The 14,687-nt window shown below is 42.5% G+C and carries 14 protein-coding genes; 3 read left to right on the top strand and 11 right to left on the bottom strand.

The genetic code is table 11. The features are described 5' to 3' along the window. The first annotated feature begins 460 nt into the window (after positions 1 to 460). Genes CWC29_RS16775 through CWC29_RS16765 form a run of 3 tightly spaced genes read left to right on the top strand, consistent with a single transcriptional unit; the run spans position 461 to position 2,425 of the window. A complete protein-coding gene (locus CWC29_RS16775; protein ID WP_128727163.1) occupies positions 461 to 1,144 on the top strand; it encodes a cytochrome c biogenesis protein CcdA in 684 nt (227 codons plus the stop codon). A gap of 17 nt (positions 1,145 to 1,161) precedes the next feature. Next, positions 1,162 to 1,626: a TlpA family protein disulfide reductase gene (locus tag CWC29_RS16770; protein WP_138522623.1), complete on the top strand. Its 465-nt coding sequence runs from the start codon at positions 1,162 to 1,164 to the stop codon at positions 1,624 to 1,626. A 13-nt stretch (positions 1,627 to 1,639) separates the two neighbouring features. Further along, positions 1,640 to 2,425 carry a TlpA family protein disulfide reductase gene (locus tag CWC29_RS16765; protein WP_138522621.1) on the top strand — a complete coding sequence of 262 codons (786 nt, stop codon included), beginning with the start codon at positions 1,640 to 1,642 and terminating at the stop codon, positions 2,423 to 2,425. A gap of 478 nt (positions 2,426 to 2,903) precedes the next feature. On the opposite strand, the gene CWC29_RS16760 is transcribed toward CWC29_RS16765, so the two are convergent. Genes CWC29_RS16760 through CWC29_RS16710 form a run of 11 tightly spaced genes read right to left on the bottom strand, consistent with a single transcriptional unit; the run spans position 2,904 to position 14,551 of the window. Next, a complete protein-coding gene (locus tag CWC29_RS16760) occupies positions 2,904 to 4,100 on the bottom strand; it encodes an iron-containing redox enzyme family protein (RefSeq protein WP_128727166.1) in 1,197 nt (398 codons plus the stop codon). 27 nt (positions 4,101 to 4,127) lie between these two features. Next, positions 4,128 to 4,853 carry an SDR family NAD(P)-dependent oxidoreductase gene (locus tag CWC29_RS16755; RefSeq protein ID WP_138522619.1) on the bottom strand — a complete coding sequence of 242 codons (726 nt, stop codon included), beginning with the start codon at positions 4,851 to 4,853 and terminating at the stop codon, positions 4,128 to 4,130. 17 nt (positions 4,854 to 4,870) lie between these two features. Beyond that, positions 4,871 to 5,797 carry an MBL fold metallo-hydrolase gene (locus CWC29_RS16750; protein WP_161568683.1) on the bottom strand — a complete coding sequence of 309 codons (927 nt, stop codon included), beginning with the start codon at positions 5,795 to 5,797 and terminating at the stop codon, positions 4,871 to 4,873. An 11-nt stretch (positions 5,798 to 5,808) separates the two neighbouring features. After that, positions 5,809 to 6,813, bottom strand: a complete 1,005-nt coding sequence (locus CWC29_RS16745) for a 3-oxoacyl-ACP synthase III family protein (RefSeq protein ID WP_128727169.1) — start codon at positions 6,811 to 6,813, stop codon at positions 5,809 to 5,811. A gap of 18 nt (positions 6,814 to 6,831) precedes the next feature. Beyond that, positions 6,832 to 7,878: a 3-oxoacyl-ACP synthase III family protein gene (locus CWC29_RS16740; RefSeq protein WP_128727170.1), complete on the bottom strand. Its 1,047-nt coding sequence runs from the start codon at positions 7,876 to 7,878 to the stop codon at positions 6,832 to 6,834. A gap of 9 nt (positions 7,879 to 7,887) precedes the next feature. Further along, positions 7,888 to 8,688: a hypothetical protein gene (locus CWC29_RS16735; protein ID WP_128727171.1), complete on the bottom strand. Its 801-nt coding sequence runs from the start codon at positions 8,686 to 8,688 to the stop codon at positions 7,888 to 7,890. Beyond that, complete coding sequence (locus CWC29_RS16730; protein WP_128727172.1) at positions 8,685 to 9,386, bottom strand: glutathione S-transferase family protein; 702 nt, start codon at positions 9,384 to 9,386, stop codon at positions 8,685 to 8,687. The genes CWC29_RS16735 and CWC29_RS16730 overlap by 4 nt, the downstream gene beginning before the upstream one ends. 14 nt (positions 9,387 to 9,400) lie before the next feature. Then, the gene (locus CWC29_RS16725; protein ID WP_128727173.1) at positions 9,401 to 10,993 is read right to left on the bottom strand and encodes a class I adenylate-forming enzyme family protein; all 1,593 of its coding nucleotides are present in this window, start codon (positions 10,991 to 10,993) and stop codon (positions 9,401 to 9,403) included. A 12-nt stretch (positions 10,994 to 11,005) separates the two neighbouring features. Beyond that, positions 11,006 to 11,629, bottom strand: coding sequence for an anthranilate synthase component II (locus CWC29_RS16720; protein WP_128727174.1), 624 nt, complete (start codon positions 11,627 to 11,629; stop codon positions 11,006 to 11,008). Beyond that, complete coding sequence (locus CWC29_RS16715; RefSeq protein ID WP_128727175.1) at positions 11,623 to 13,050, bottom strand: anthranilate synthase component I family protein; 1,428 nt, start codon at positions 13,048 to 13,050, stop codon at positions 11,623 to 11,625. Before CWC29_RS16715 ends, CWC29_RS16720 begins: the two co-directional genes overlap by 7 nt. Before the next feature lies 1 nt (position 13,051). Next, entirely contained in the window at positions 13,052 to 14,551 is a 1,500-nt protein-coding gene (locus CWC29_RS16710) for an AMP-binding protein (RefSeq protein ID WP_161568684.1), read from the bottom strand. Positions 14,552 to 14,687: the final 136 nt, after the last annotated feature.

Below are 14,687 nucleotides of genomic sequence, written 5' to 3'. Positions count from 1 at the left end.
TACTCACTTATACCAATTGAATTAAGTAATACCAATTTTCCCAATTGATTGATCTATTCAGAGGCTAGAACATTTTTTTTACTCACGAAGCAAAAGTTTGTCCAATTCGTCCTTCAAACAGATTAGAAATTAGTTTCAATTGGATTAGAAACAGTAAAATACACTAAAGCACTTCTCTCAGAGCTATTCACACATAGGAATAGAAAAGGTCTAAGAACTCTATTCAAACCCACTAATTCACTTATTGATATCACTTAAACTTACCTACATTTGTATAAACCATAGTAAAGTGATTGGATTTTGTTCAGTTGTAAAACCAAAAAATAAAGGTAACCAAATGATTATTATAGTTTTATTAATTTTATATCTTTTTTGATTATATTTAAGCGGCTCTTGATAGCTTAATATCACCATTGCGCTACTTTGTTCTTAACCACTAGAACATAAGCTCAAAAATGTAATGGAAGAACAGCTTTTTTTATCCGCACTACAATATGAATCCCCCAATATCATTTGGTTGTTAAGTGCCTTTTTGTTGGGTATTTTGACGAGCTTAACACCCTGCGTTTACCCAATAATCCCCATTACGGTTGCTACGCTAGGGCAACAATCAAAGTACTCAGTAAAAGTAAGAACCGTTTTATATTGTGTTGGCTTTGCCGTGGTCTATTCCGCTTTGGGCGCTATTGCAGCACTTACCGGCCAAATGTTTGGCGCGATAGCAAGCAATCCAATTGTGATGATTACATTTGCCAACCTACTATTACTATTCGCCTTTATTTTAAAAGGGTGGATCCCAGTTCCAACTAGATTGCAATCATTCAGTGGCCAATCTAGTAACTCAGCTTTCACCATGGGAGCACTGAGCGCTCTCGTTGCTGCACCATGTAGCTCGCCCGTTTTAGCAGCAATTTTACTTTTTGTAGCTGAGCAACAAAGTCCACTCTGGGGTACCTCTCTTTTATTTTGCTTTTCTTTAGGAATGTGTTTGCTGCTTTTTGTTGCGGGCATATTTAGTGGGTATCTCTCTAAGTTACCAAGGTCAGGCAAGTGGATGTCAACCATTCAGTGGCTGATGTTCCTATTACTCCTATTTATGGCCCAATACTACCTAATCAAAGCAGGGCAACTGATTTACTTTTAATAATACGAGGAAGTGAAATGAAATATCCAATCCACACCGTGCTCTTATGCACCACAATGGCATGTACCGCACCCGTTTACGCTAACTCACCATCTCCCGTTTCATTTGAAGCAACAGGCATGAATGGTGAATCTCTACCTGTTGGTGATAAACCAATTTACCTAAAATTTTGGGCAACTTGGTGTAGCTATTGCCTAGAAGAAATGCCGCACTTGCAGGAAACGTATGAAAAAACAAATGAAAAGTTAGAGGTGATCTCGGTCAATGTCGGATTTAACCAAAATGAGCCTTTAGTTCGACGTTTTTTGGATAGGCACAACTACACGATCCCGACCATTTTTGACCAACGAGGACAAATGGTTGAAAAGTTTAAAATTGTGGGCACTCCAACACACATTTTACTAGACGCTCAAGGAAACGAAGTGTTTCGCAGCGCCTTGTTAACCGATGAGCTCAAGGAAAAACTAAAGCGATTACAATAAGAAGGAAAGTTAAATGAGAACGCTAACACTCACTACATTGGCATTATTGGTAAATAGCTGCGCCACTTGGGCTGTAGACATCCCTCAACAGGGTAAGGCTGAGCTTATCTTTATAAACCTGTGGGACGAATATGCAGAGCCTATTAAATTACCAAAACCAAAAGATAATATTAAACGCGTATTATTGCAGCCCGATTTTAATGTCAACGCTGGTGCCATCGACGACTTTGTAGGCTACTACCCCCAGTTTGAAGGCCTCGAAATAGATACTCAGCAATCCTTAGCATTAAGATACAAGATCTGGCAAACACCAACGCGAGTACTTTTAAACAATGGAAAAGTAGAAAGTATCACGCCGCTACGGCCCCATTCTGACGCAAAAGTGAGTCATGAGAATATTATCAACAAAGTAGCAAAAAAGAGCGATACCTTCGCTTTGACAAAGCCTGATGGTTCGACAGCGAGTATAACTCTTAATGGTAAAAAGCAGGTGCTGTTTTTCAGTGATGCATTATGTCCTTTTCAACACTTACCTAATTGCGAAGAAAAGATAAAACAAAACAATGGGTTGATAGAGAAAACAACACTTCCAGTCACCACAATAGTAAAGCCTTTTTATATTACTAACCATGAAGTCAAATCTTATCAACAAAGGTTCCACGTGAATCATCCTATCTTTATGGACTCAACTAATAGCCTGTTTCAGAAGTTCGAGATCACAAGTCTCCCTTATTGGCTTGTTATTAATGAAAAAGGCAACCCAACATATCGTGGTGAAAAACCCCCTACTTTTTTCTAACCTTAGTGGGTTAAGTAGCAGTGAGCAGTACCTCTACTTAACCCTCTGTCCTCAGAATTAGTTTACTCCACAACTCATTAATCCAAGCTACCCACTAACCGTGCAGCAACATGCTCCTCAAAGCCTGTGATTTGGTTTCCTCCACCCCACAAGTTACCTTCTTAAGCATGGACAGGTGTGATACCGTTCTCACTTTCACTAGCTCAAGTCAAAGCAGTAACTATGACCTCACAGCGAACGTGAATATCGGAATCTCACCGCTTATAGCAAGAAGTGGTAGCGGTGTTATTGACTAGATTTTCTAACCTCAAAATAGCTCACTTAATTAGCGTTTATTTTTGCGGCATAGCTCCACAGACCCAAATCGAATTACTATGTGATATGAGCAATAAATGAAACCGTTAGAAATAAAAAACCAGTGATGTAGAAACAATCACTGGTCTTTAGTAGCTATAGAGTTATGGATCTGTATCAACAATTAACCGATAACTTGATGACCTAAGTTTTCGGGCTTATTGCGATAAGAGCTTTCACTATTTTTAGGGAAACAGCGAGTAAAGCCATAGTCCGTTAACGCTAGAATTCTCAAAGGCTCAGAGCCAGTATTAACGGTATAGTGATCATACCAACGAGGCACGTATGCCAACTCTCCGGCGACAACATCAATGGCCTTTTCATCAATGTGTACACGGCCCTGGCCGCTGAGAATATAAAATACCGACTCATGGGCGTGATTATGTTTTTCATTGCGCTTGCCTACTGGGATCTCTAAAAGTCTAGGATCAATCACTTCACTGGCAACTTTAAAACGAGTTACTTCAAAGTTTACTCCACCAGCTTCGTCTTCTCGCTGGTATAAGGTTATCCCTTGTTTTTCTAGTACATTTGCATGTAATGCGCCAGAAGCCTCTAAATCTGCATAAGGTTTATCTGAAGTCACCAAATCAATTAACGATTTTGCTTTGGCCATTTTGAGCTCTTCATACAATTTCGTGAAATATGCATCTCGAAGTGATAGAGAGGTGTCAATTGCCTCTTCGATCGCCAGCCAATGCTGTTCAGTATCGCCGTCACATGCATCTAGCGCAATTTTTTCAATTACCTCAGAGTGTTCATCATCACACTCCATATGCAGGCTTAAATAGAGTAAGTCCGATTCGGCCACTCCTTGGTTTACCAATCCATTAAAAAGATAACTGTAAATCTTAGGCACAACCCCTTCGGTGCCCCAACCTAAGAATGCCGCCGCTCTGACAATATCAGAATGCTTTAAGTAATTAAGACAATCGTTAAAGTACTGTACCGTGTAGTCTCTAAATCGAGTTTCATCTGGGGCAGTCACTCCAAACACATTACCAAGCATATTACGTAGCAAGTTCGAATGGCATTCTTGTTGCTCTTCTTCGCCCGCTTCTTCCCACAAGTTATGGGATAAAGCGACACGGTGCAGATCGTTTTCACACTGCATCATTAGTGCAGAGAGTAATCGGGTAAAGCCACGCGAATAATAAAAATGTTGGGCAATTACAAAGCCAAACTCAGAGATGGTTAATTGATTATTTTCACATGCTTTAAGCAAAGGGTTTTGCCAGATACGGTGTTGTTGGACAAAGTCTTCAAAGCGCGCACCAATGCGATTTTCCATTGATAAAACAGAGCTAGTTGATGTGTTCATTAGTTGTGTTCCTTACCTTTGTTGTGGTTACCAAGCGAGTTCATTACCATCAAGAATAAATTTGCGATGAAACTGTTTTCCATCGCCCTTAACTGCCATATAGATACTCTGTGCACCCTCAATCGCAGAGCGAGGTGCTTTGTCTGTACCCATATCTGTTTTACACCAGCCTGGAGAAACAACCGTCACCGCTATCTGAGTATCATCACACTCTTTCGCTAATGCTAAGGCATACATATTCAACGCTGATTTAGAAATACGGTATGCTAACCCGTTGATAGGAAAATATTCATGCTCAGGATCTGCCGCATAATTCAGCGAACCTAAATCACTACTAAGGAAAATCACTTTGCCATTATCAGAGGCGAGTAACAGCGGCATGAGTGCTTTGGAAATTCGAGCAGATCCAATCACATTTGTCTCAAACGTCGCACTCAATTCACTCAAGTCGATTTGCGATGCACTGTTTTCCCAATCAAAGAAAATTGCAGCGTTATTGATCAGCACATCACACCGACCATAACGCGCCATTAGCGCTTTCATAAACAGATCAACACTCTCGTCCGAGGAAATATCCAATGGTAAAAAGTCAACTTCGGTACCGCTTTCAGCCAAAGCCAGCTGGGCTTGTTGGCCAGCTTTCTCGGACCTAGCTGTTAGTACAACTTGATGGTCTCTCGCCAAAAGCTTCGCAGCTTCTAACCCTAACCCCTTAGCACCACCTGTGATCACTGCTACTTTATTTAAGCTCATTGTTTGCTCATTCCTTTCTAACTAAGTTCAGGTTGTCCAGCAAACCCCATTAACTGCATCATTAGTAATGTGCCGTTATAGTGGAGTTTTTTAGTAATAAATTTTTCTGTTGATTGACGTGTGATATCCGAAACAACTTGTGCTGTCGCGTTCAAGTCTCCCTCATTTTCACTAAGCAATCGCGCAGCTCGAGATTTGAATTGAGTTAACCCCTGTAACGCACTGGCCGCAGCAACATTTGCTGGTTCACCATACAAAACACCGTGATGTCCTAATACGAGACAATTCACATCTAATGCTTGCAACTTTCGTAAAGAATCTTGATAGGCTTGATAATCTTGGAAGACAAGTGGTTCCCACTGTGTCGGTGATACCATTTCCCCCAAAGTATCTGAGACATACAGGCGCTTGAATTTCGGCTCATAAAAGCTCAGTAAACATTTTGCATGTCCAGGTGTGGCAACAGCGACCACTTGATGTCCTGCGCTCAGCGTCACCTTATCTCCATCAGCTAAGCTAATGATAGGGATATCAGCAAAATCTACTTTCTTTGCTTCCATTGCAGCAGGAGCATGCTCGGCTTCAGGTAAGATGTTATATAGACTGCTAGTTAATTTAGCAGTCACTGCATGCGCTTTGGGGTTTTTCAGCGTGTTACTCGTTGCCGCAGAGGCGTATACTTTGACCGCCGGTAACCACGGATAAAGCAGCGCTAAAGTGCCAATATGGTCATAGTGAGAGTGCGTTATAAACCAATGGGTAATCGTGGTTAGATCACCACATATCGCCTCTAGCTGCTGTAAAATTCGCGGCGCGAGAGGCTCCACGCTCGCATCTACCAAGGCCCATCCGGCATCATGTTTTATCAAGAACATAGGTATATCAATGGTACCCAATAAGTGTAAACCATCTTGCTGCATGCCCATTTTTTGTGACCAAGTCATCGCCCCGACTCCTAAAACTGTAATAGGGCACCAGCCCATGTCGCACCGGCACCATAAGAAAGCATCAATACTCTGTCGCCGGCCTTAATCGTTTTGTTGTGGCAGTTTTCGGCTAACGTAACCGCTGTTGATGCGGATGCCATATTGCCGTAACGCGTCACATTGATTGGTACTTTCGCAGGGTCAATATCTAACCTAGCCTGGATTTCCTCAAGCATTCTTAGATTTGGCTGATGCACAATAAATTTATCTATATCAGCAACCTTCAGATTGTTTCTTGATAATATCTGAGTCGCAACTTCACAAAATTTACTGACGCCATGCTGGAATACGTTAGGACCATTCATGCGCATATAAAAATGTCCTAAGTCACCATCGTCTGGTACATGAAATTGACGTTGTGCAGTACCTGGCGCACGTGTAACTAAGCTTTCCCACTGACGACCATCACCACATAACTGAATGTCTTCGATCTTTGCACTTGCCCGAGCGTCTGAATGCTGTTGTCCAACCACGGCAGCCCCACACCCATCTCCAAGCATCACCGCAAGGTTTCGCCCTGCATCACTGGTGTCCATACGCTTAGATAATAGCTCTCCTGCTACCACTAAAACGTATTTAGCTTCTCCCATTGCCACGAAGTTTTTCGCGATATTAACCCCATAAATAAGGCCACTACATTGAGCTCTAATATCAAAAACAGGTAGCTCGGCTAGACCTAGTTTGCTTGCCAACACACAAGCCTGTGATGGGTCATGAATATCAGGACTTAGCGTATTCACTATTAGCATATCGACCTGCTCTAAAGTGATCCCAGCGTCTGCTACAGCCTGCTGTGCAGCCATAAGCATGAGATCGCTAGTCGCTTCAGTGCTTTGTGCATGAAATCTCGTTTCAACACCGATACGTGCACGAATAAATTCATCCGAGGTGTTAATGACTTCAGAGATCATGTGATTATCAACTTTCCGTTTTGGCAAGTGATAACCAGTGCCAAGAATATATGTGTCCTTCATTAGGGTTGGTCCTTACGATTAAATTTGATAGTGAACATTGGATGAAAATTTTGGCACTTTACCAAGTTGCCAAATCTGTGCCCCAAATCCCCAGCCGATTGAAGGGCTAGCAATCACAATTTTGCTATTATCGGCGATGGCTTGTTGCTGTAGCGCGATATTAAAAGCAAGAGGCATTGCTGCCGCGACGGCGCAACCAAACTCTTCCATAATTTTTAACACCTTATGCTCAGGAATACGCAATAAGGCGCACCATGCATCAATTAACTTTCTTGCAGGTTGATGAAAAACAAAGAAGTCGATGTCGTTTGAGTCGAGCTCTACTTTTTTCATGGCTGCATTTACCAGTTTTGGTAAGGACTTTGGTACAAACTGCCCCATCACTCTAGCCCCTTGCTCGGGCATATCGAAACACAGACCAAAATAGGTATCTACTTTGTCGTTCCAACAGATAGTTGCTAACTTGTGGTGCTTAGGAAAACTTTGATAATGCTGCGAAACAATACCGAGAGTTGGATCTGATGATTTAGACACAATCATCGCAGCGTAGCCATCACCAAAATTCATTCCGTTTACACAGCTTCTATCCATGATGGCACTACTAATTTCTTGCGTAAGAATTAACACATGCTCAGCTTGACCAGTCATAATTGCGTTGGCCGCTAATTGCAGCCCGTCCATCATACTTGAACATTCATTTTGGATATCGAACTCGGCTGTCGCATTCTTTAATTGCAGTCTTTGCTTCAACGTATGACTGATCCGAGGATAAAATTGACGCTCCGGAATTTGCACAGCCAATGACGAAGAAGTGATAAAAAGATCGATATCATCGCTGTCTAATTCAGCCAACTGCAACGCTTCTTGTGCCACAGATACCGAAATATCCATTGGCATCGAAACACTTAAGTCTGTGTAATAACGCTGCTTGATTCCCCACTTTTGTTCCCACTCTTCTCTATCTGTACTACTAATCTTTGAGAACCACTGTGGATCTTCATTTTTTACTGCTAATGTTGGCACTTTGGCTGCCACAGCCTTAATCTCTACACCACACATATTCATCCCATTCTCCTAAAACATTGTTCGCGCTACTATTTTTGCCCTAAATGGACAAACACTTAGCCAAATTTGAGGCAATGCCTCTTTGAGCTGAGCTTGGGTGTCATTCCAACTTGACCAACGTAATTGGGGGGCATTGAATTGCAATGCTCTGATAAGTTGCGCCTCAAGATAGTGCGGTGCATCAATCATTACGGCTTGCCCATCACCTTGTAATGCTTCACAAAGTTGTACTATTTGACTTACCAAATGGTCGGTTAGCGCATGTTTCGCAGGGAGCTGAACAGACAACTCAAGCTTGCCCTCAGTAGATAGAGATAAAGTATTTGGCTGATATCCAGCGATCTCTTGTTGTACTATTTGACACTGAGACACTGCATCTGAAGCGCTTAACAGAACACTTCGTGCGCCAGCTTCCAAAGTTGGAAACTGCTTCACATCATGTGAATTTGCTTCGGCAATTAAAATATTTTTCATCCCGGCAGCGACAAAATAGCCATTCGCAACTTCTAGTGCCTGCGCCCAAGTTGTGTCTTGTAAATCAATTACAAATGCATTGTCTGCTTGTAGATGCTCTTGTAGTGCATACCCAACTCTTGGTGTCTGCTGCTCGTTACGTTCAATAATACGGTCGATACTGGTTGAGAGCGTAATAATCAAATCTAATGCTTGTGCATCAACTTGCTGATCGGAAAATAACGTGCCAGTCGAATCTCTTAGCCAGTCAATGCAACTAAGGCGCGGCTCATCAAAACTGCGCAAGTAGACCGACATTGCTTGTAGTTGTAATTTAGAGTTTATCTTTTTAATCATGCGCTTAACTGCTCCACTTTATGCTCGGAAGCGATTAAGTTTGCACAGTAGCCAGCGCGATTTATTAGTAATTCACGTAACTGCAACTCGTAATGATGCGGCAAAACTTTAGCTACGAGCTTTGCGACTGCAACACTACTTTTTTGATAATTTGGATAATTTCTGATCTGTGGTATCGCACTGCTGAGTGCTTTGTTTAGTGCGCAATCAAGGTTACGGATAACACTACATAACACCAGCTTCCACACATCAACGAGTGTCGATACGTGCGTAACTTCTTCACGCAGTTCTTGATGTAAAACGGGTAAAATAGTGCTGAGCTCATTGATCCCAGTCTGGAAACTTTGCTCGCTTTCACTGCGAATGATTGTAGAAACAGCACCATGAGCTTGTTCTATTAATTCCATAAGCTCTTGTTGCTTTGCTTTTTGCCAGGCATTACGAGATAACAATTGCTGCTCTTGGTATACCTCGGCTAACCAGCGAGCAATAACGCTAGACTCTGATAGCGACTCAATATCGACTAACAAAGTAGGAACTTTACCCATAGGTGAATGCTTTAATAAAGCAGCCGGTTTTTGAGTATAAACCTCAACGTTGGTATAACTGTAGTCTAAATGCAAGACCTCAAGTAACATTCTGATCCGAATAGAAAATGGGCAAATGTCATACCCATACAAATGTAGTTTTGGTGACATAGTGTGATCCTTACTTATGCAGCTTTTAGCTCACGTAATTGACGCTTTAATTTTTTTCCTGTTACTCCGGTATATTCATGACCGGACTGAAAGGTGAGAGAGACAACTTTTATCAAATCATGCTGTTGCAAAACGGTGTTAACTTTATCGAGCAAACAATCGGCCGCTATTTCAGATGCAGACCGTGATAATTCCACACAAACATGTGGTAGATAAAATTCTGGGTTTTGAGGGTCAGGCTTAGCAAAAACACTGCATTCAAAAATTTCAGGTAAATACTTCAGAATGACTTCTTCAGCCAAGCAGCTGTAAAGCACACCATCTTTGGTATAAACAGGATCAGTCGTACGATCGACGTGGAAAAATTTACCCGTTTCATCAAAATAGACTAAGTCGCCTGTTAACCAATAACCACTGAGCTTTGCATCCTCAGTTAGTTGGGGAGCATTCCAATATCCTGCCGTCACAGATTCTGATTTAACGCCCAGTAACCCCACTCGATTGGGGCCAAGCTGCTCTCCTTTATCGTTCAATACTGCTGCATCTACCCACTCAAACGCGCGACCGATACAGCGGTCAAATTGGTGCTGCTCCAAGCTATGAATATTTCTGAATATGGCGAACCCAAACTCTGATGACCCCAAGTTGTCAATGAATATAGAGCCTGATTTACGCTTACCATCAGCATAATGTTTGCCAAGCGCAATCAACTTTCTGATATGCGACTCATGATTTGCATCACCTGTAGCAATCCAATAACCCACTGAGGAAAACTGACGTTCATCTAAGGTTTCACGACACAAGTCGACATAGGTTTTAGGGAAAGCAACGATGAGTTCAGAGCGTTCTTGCTCGACTTTTTTTGCTAAGTTTTGCGCAGACTTATCAGATAAAATATAGGTGCTCGCGCCTCGCAATAAGCTCGACATCATGACGGAGATAGCAGAACTGTGAGAGTGTGGCAAAGCGCATAACACTCGCTCACCTCTTTGTTTTAATAATTGATTTTGCACACCAAAAAAGAAACTATGGTGGGTAAAAGTTACTGCTTTGGGCACACCCGTAGTGCCCGAAGTATGTGCTAGTAAAATCACATCATCTGCAGCAAACTCGGGCATTGCTGGCAATTCAGTATTAGCCAAAGAGAGTAACTGCGTTACCGTAAATAGCTTTATTGTTTTTAACGATAAATTGATAAAGCACTGTGCTTTATTATCCGAGTAAACAAGTCGCTCCACGGCAGCATTACGGCAAAAAGCAATGACAATTTCAGGGTCTAGCTTGTCATTAATACATACTGGAATAGCGCCAATTCTGTTTAACGCAAGGTAGTGAATGAAGTAGCTTAGATCATCGTTAAGATACAAACCTACCGTTTCTTTGGCACACACCCCCATCGCACAATATTTTCCCGCGATGAGTTCGCTCAAATACAGAAGATCTGCAATGGTAAAATGACGTTGAGTACAATATTCACTGATCGGCTGTTCAACCTTTATCAAGTCCTGATGTGTATCTGGCACTATCTCGTTTAAAACAGTAAGAAAGTTACCTGCACCAATTTTGGGATGTTGTTGAATAGCCTTGACAACTTGAGTGGAAAACATTGCTTTTTCTCCTTATGCAGCGACTTCATTAGCAGTATCAAGCTCTGGTGATACTAGCCCACTTTCTACCAACCAATTGCGCAGCATATCCAGCCCTCTTTCAGTTGCGATGGACTCTGGATGAAACTGTAACCCGAATATTGGTAAATACTTGTGTTGTAATGCCATAACTTCAGCTTGACCCGAAGGCGTTGCCACCGACAAAGCCGTGACTTTTAAGCATTCAGGTAATATGCTAGATACACATAAGCTGTGGTAACGCACGATGTCTAACGGAGAAGGTAACCCAGAAAATAGCCCTGAATTGTCGTGTGTAATTTGCTTCACTTTGCCATGCATTGGAGCCTGTGCATGACACACTACCGCGCCGAAAACATGGGCGATGGCTTGATGCCCCAAACAAATCCCTAGTATTGGGATTTTTCTTGAAAAGTATTCGATGGCTTCGCATGAAATGCCAGCTTGCTCAGGGCCGAAGGGCCCTGGTGAAATAATCAAACCACTTGGCTTTAACGCTGCCAATTCATCTATCGTGATTTCATCATTTCTCACCACTTTAACCGTTTGGCCTAACGCGAAGAAATAGTGCACAAGGTTATAAGTAAATGAATCATAGTTATCTATCATGACTAACATGTGGCAGCTTCCTTATCCTGAGATTCGGCAATGCCCAGTGCAACCAGCATTGCCCGACTTTTATTCATAGTTTCTTGCCATTCACTTTCAGGGTTTGAGTCGGTCACAATGCCAGCCCCCGCCTGAATGTTGAGATAGCCATTTTTGATGTACGCGGAGCGAATAATAATTGCCAGATCAAGTAGCTGGTTATTCAATATGCCAACCCCGCCACCATAAAACCCACGCCTGACTTGCTCGTATTTATCCAACAGCTGCATCGCACGTATCTTTGGTGCACCACTTAATGTACCTGCTGGCAATGTGGCTTTAATCAAATCAAAATTACTATGCTGTTTGTTTAGTGATGCACTCACCTGTGATGTGATATGCATCACATGAGAAAAGTGCTCCACAGTCATTTTGCGAGGAACACTGACAGTAGCAGGATCAGACACTCGACCGAGGTCATTTCTGGCTAAATCAATCAGCATCAAGTGCTCAGCAAGCTCTTTTTCGTCTTGCAATAGTTCCTGCTCTAGCCGCGCATTCTCGACCTCACAGGCTTGTCTGTGGCGAGTGCCCGCCATTGGAAAAGAAACAAGCTCGCCATTATCATTACGCACAAGCGTCTCTGGCGATGCGCCAAACAAACACCCAGCATTTAAACGAATATAGAATTGATAAGGAGAAGGGCTTACTCTTCTAAGCTGTGTAAAAAAATCCAGCCCACATCCAGACACAGGGATCTGCATTCGCTGTGATAAGACGGCCTGCATGATTTCGCCGTCTTTTATGTTTTGTTTGAGCTTATCTACTGTTTGCTTAAATTCGTCTTGCTTGAAATTAAACTGTACTGGGCCATCAACCGAATCTTGAGGCCAAGAGTGTAACCGCTCAATTAAGCCAGTATTACTGTGTTGTGGGACAGATGAAAAAGTGACAAGCTTGGCCTGCTTTTCCTTATGGTCAAAAATCGCCATCTGCTGTGGAAGCATTAACTCAACATCCGAAGATTGTGTTAAGTCTGGCAACTCTGGATCAGGTAACTTATGTGGCTCAAAGTAACGGATGCTTTCATAACCCCAAATACCTAACCAGCCAAACTCAAACAGCTCAATCTCTGGGTTAAGTACAAACTCTGTATTTGCAGTTAATTCCTCTAATTTGGTCCAAGCCTGTGTTACACAATCAAACTGCTGTTCGAAAATGACATCATTGCCACAGCAATACATTAACTTGTTATTTTTAAGTACAATTTTTGCCAAAGAGGATAGACCTACCAAGCTGTACCGAGGCGGAATAGCTTTGGTTGCGGCGTTATTAAACTCATATACAAACGAGTAGCTATCCGCTGCAAAGCGACGATAAAAGCGCATTACATCACCGTCACCATAATCAAGTGTATCGACTTGGCTATAAATTTTCTGCAACTCAGTCATGTTATGCCACTTCCTCTAAATGCATGAGGCGTTTGCGAACCACTTTGCCATTATCATTTCTTGGTAACGCATCAATCATCGTGATCAGGTTTGGACGTTGATAGCTTGATAGGTTTTGTGAACACCAGTGATTAACTTCGCGCTTCAAAGAGTGGCTATCGACCCCCTGGCGAGGCACCACCCAAAGGCTTGGTTTAATGAAACCATCGTCTGCTTCATAAGGAACCATGGCGAGTTCAAGAATGGTAGGAAAGTTATGCGCTAACTTAACTTCTATTTCAGAAGGCACAACCCAACGGCCATTTACTTTAAAGAGATCGTCCGAACGGCCTTTGAAATGCAGTTCTCCATTTTCGTCAATGGCAGCTAAATCACCAGAGTTATACCAACCATCAACGAACTTGTTCTGAGTGGCGGCCGAATTTTTCCAATAACCCAATGCCATACTGGGCCCTTTCACCCATAAGTTCCCTGTTTTCCCCTGCGCAACGGGCTGCTGATTTGCATCTCGGATAGACACTTCATATCCTGATAGCGGCTTACCTAGGCTATTACAACTCGCTGTTTGTGGCGTATGTGAGCAAAATATGTGGCACAACTCCGTTGAACCCAGACCGTCAACGATCCGAAGCCCAAACTGCTGATCCCAACTATTGAAAATACCAGAAGGCAATGCTGAGCCCGCTGAAATAGCTAATCGCACGGAGCTAACGATAGCATGGCTATTATGAAGTGAGGCTAAGCCGTGATATATAGCGGGAACACCAAAGAATAAAGTAGGCTGATAGCGACTCAAGTTTGCCGCTACACGTTCTATTGTTGGCCACTCACTATCGAGCACGACTGTCGCTTGAAGCTCTAATGGAAAAATCAAACTATTGCCCAAGCCATAACCAAAGAATGACTTAGCAAGCGAATAGAAAACATCTTGTTGGGTTGCACCCAGAGTGTTTTTGGCAAAATACTGTGCAATGTACAGTGCATTTTCGCTAGAGTGCATCACACCTTTTGGATTGCCTGTCGTGCCTGAAGTATATTGCATAAACGCAACATCACTGGGATCACGGAAAAAATAGTTATTCCAAGCTACATCCCCATAACTAAGCATGGTTTGGTAAGTAACTTTGTTGGTTTTATTGCCTTGATGAAAAAACTGGAAAGTGGTTCTGCCATTTTCCTCAGATACATAAATACTCGCATCGCTGTCGCCAATAATGTAAGTAAGCGCAGACTCACTCAGCTTCGGGTTGATCACGATAGGGATCGCGCCAAACGCCAAACTAGCTAGAAAACAAGTGTGTAGTATTGGACTGTCATTTAATCCGATAACGACACGGCTGTCTTTTTGTAGACCGATTTGTTCAAAGGCACTCGCCAACTTAGCCATCGAACTTTTTAATTGCTCATACGTAATTTCGCAGTCCTGATGAGCAATTGCTATTTTCTCTGGTACTTCACAATGGTGCAGCCAACGCTCGGCTAAGTTAATTGTATTACTCATCTTAACCATTCCTTCGAGTTGTCAAAGAAGGTTCTTATTACTGTCTTAACCACCCTGTTGTTGCCATTTAATGTAATCATTTCCCCGTCCTTTAAAGTTTCCGCTTCTATTGACCACCGCGCCAAAAGACACAAAA

The organism is Pseudoalteromonas galatheae (assembly GCF_005886105.2).
Classification (GTDB): Bacteria; Pseudomonadota; Gammaproteobacteria; order Enterobacterales; family Alteromonadaceae; genus Pseudoalteromonas; species Pseudoalteromonas galatheae.
Note: the sequence above shows the minus strand (reverse complement) of the source record. Positions and strands in the feature narration are given on the sequence as shown.

What these genes read in the sequence shown, in the direction of transcription:
- CWC29_RS16760 (WP_128727166.1), bottom strand. Translation starts at nt 4,100, where the DNA reads ATGAACACATCAACTAGCTCTGTTTTATCAATGGAAAATCGCATTGGT.
- CWC29_RS16715 (WP_128727175.1), bottom strand. Translation starts at nt 13,050, where the DNA reads ATGACTGAGTTGCAGAAAATTTATAGCCAAGTCGATACACTTGATTAT.
- CWC29_RS16740 (WP_128727170.1), bottom strand. Translation starts at nt 7,878, where the DNA reads ATGAATATGTGTGGTGTAGAGATTAAGGCTGTGGCAGCCAAAGTGCCA.
- CWC29_RS16725 (WP_128727173.1), bottom strand. Translation starts at nt 10,993, where the DNA reads ATGTTTTCCACTCAAGTTGTCAAGGCTATTCAACAACATCCCAAAATT.
- CWC29_RS16775 (WP_128727163.1), top strand. Translation starts at nt 461, where the DNA reads ATGGAAGAACAGCTTTTTTTATCCGCACTACAATATGAATCCCCCAAT.
- CWC29_RS16745 (WP_128727169.1), bottom strand. Translation starts at nt 6,813, where the DNA reads ATGAAGGACACATATATTCTTGGCACTGGTTATCACTTGCCAAAACGG.
- CWC29_RS16710 (WP_161568684.1), bottom strand. Translation starts at nt 14,551, where the DNA reads ATGAGTAATACAATTAACTTAGCCGAGCGTTGGCTGCACCATTGTGAA.
- CWC29_RS16720 (WP_128727174.1), bottom strand. Translation starts at nt 11,629, where the DNA reads ATGTTAGTCATGATAGATAACTATGATTCATTTACTTATAACCTTGTG.
- CWC29_RS16735 (WP_128727171.1), bottom strand. Translation starts at nt 8,688, where the DNA reads ATGATTAAAAAGATAAACTCTAAATTACAACTACAAGCAATGTCGGTC.
- CWC29_RS16730 (WP_128727172.1), bottom strand. Translation starts at nt 9,386, where the DNA reads ATGTCACCAAAACTACATTTGTATGGGTATGACATTTGCCCATTTTCT.
- CWC29_RS16765 (WP_138522621.1), top strand. Translation starts at nt 1,640, where the DNA reads ATGAGAACGCTAACACTCACTACATTGGCATTATTGGTAAATAGCTGC.
- CWC29_RS16770 (WP_138522623.1), top strand. Translation starts at nt 1,162, where the DNA reads ATGAAATATCCAATCCACACCGTGCTCTTATGCACCACAATGGCATGT.
- CWC29_RS16750 (WP_161568683.1), bottom strand. Translation starts at nt 5,797, where the DNA reads ATGACTTGGTCACAAAAAATGGGCATGCAGCAAGATGGTTTACACTTA.
- CWC29_RS16755 (WP_138522619.1), bottom strand. Translation starts at nt 4,853, where the DNA reads ATGAGCTTAAATAAAGTAGCAGTGATCACAGGTGGTGCTAAGGGGTTA.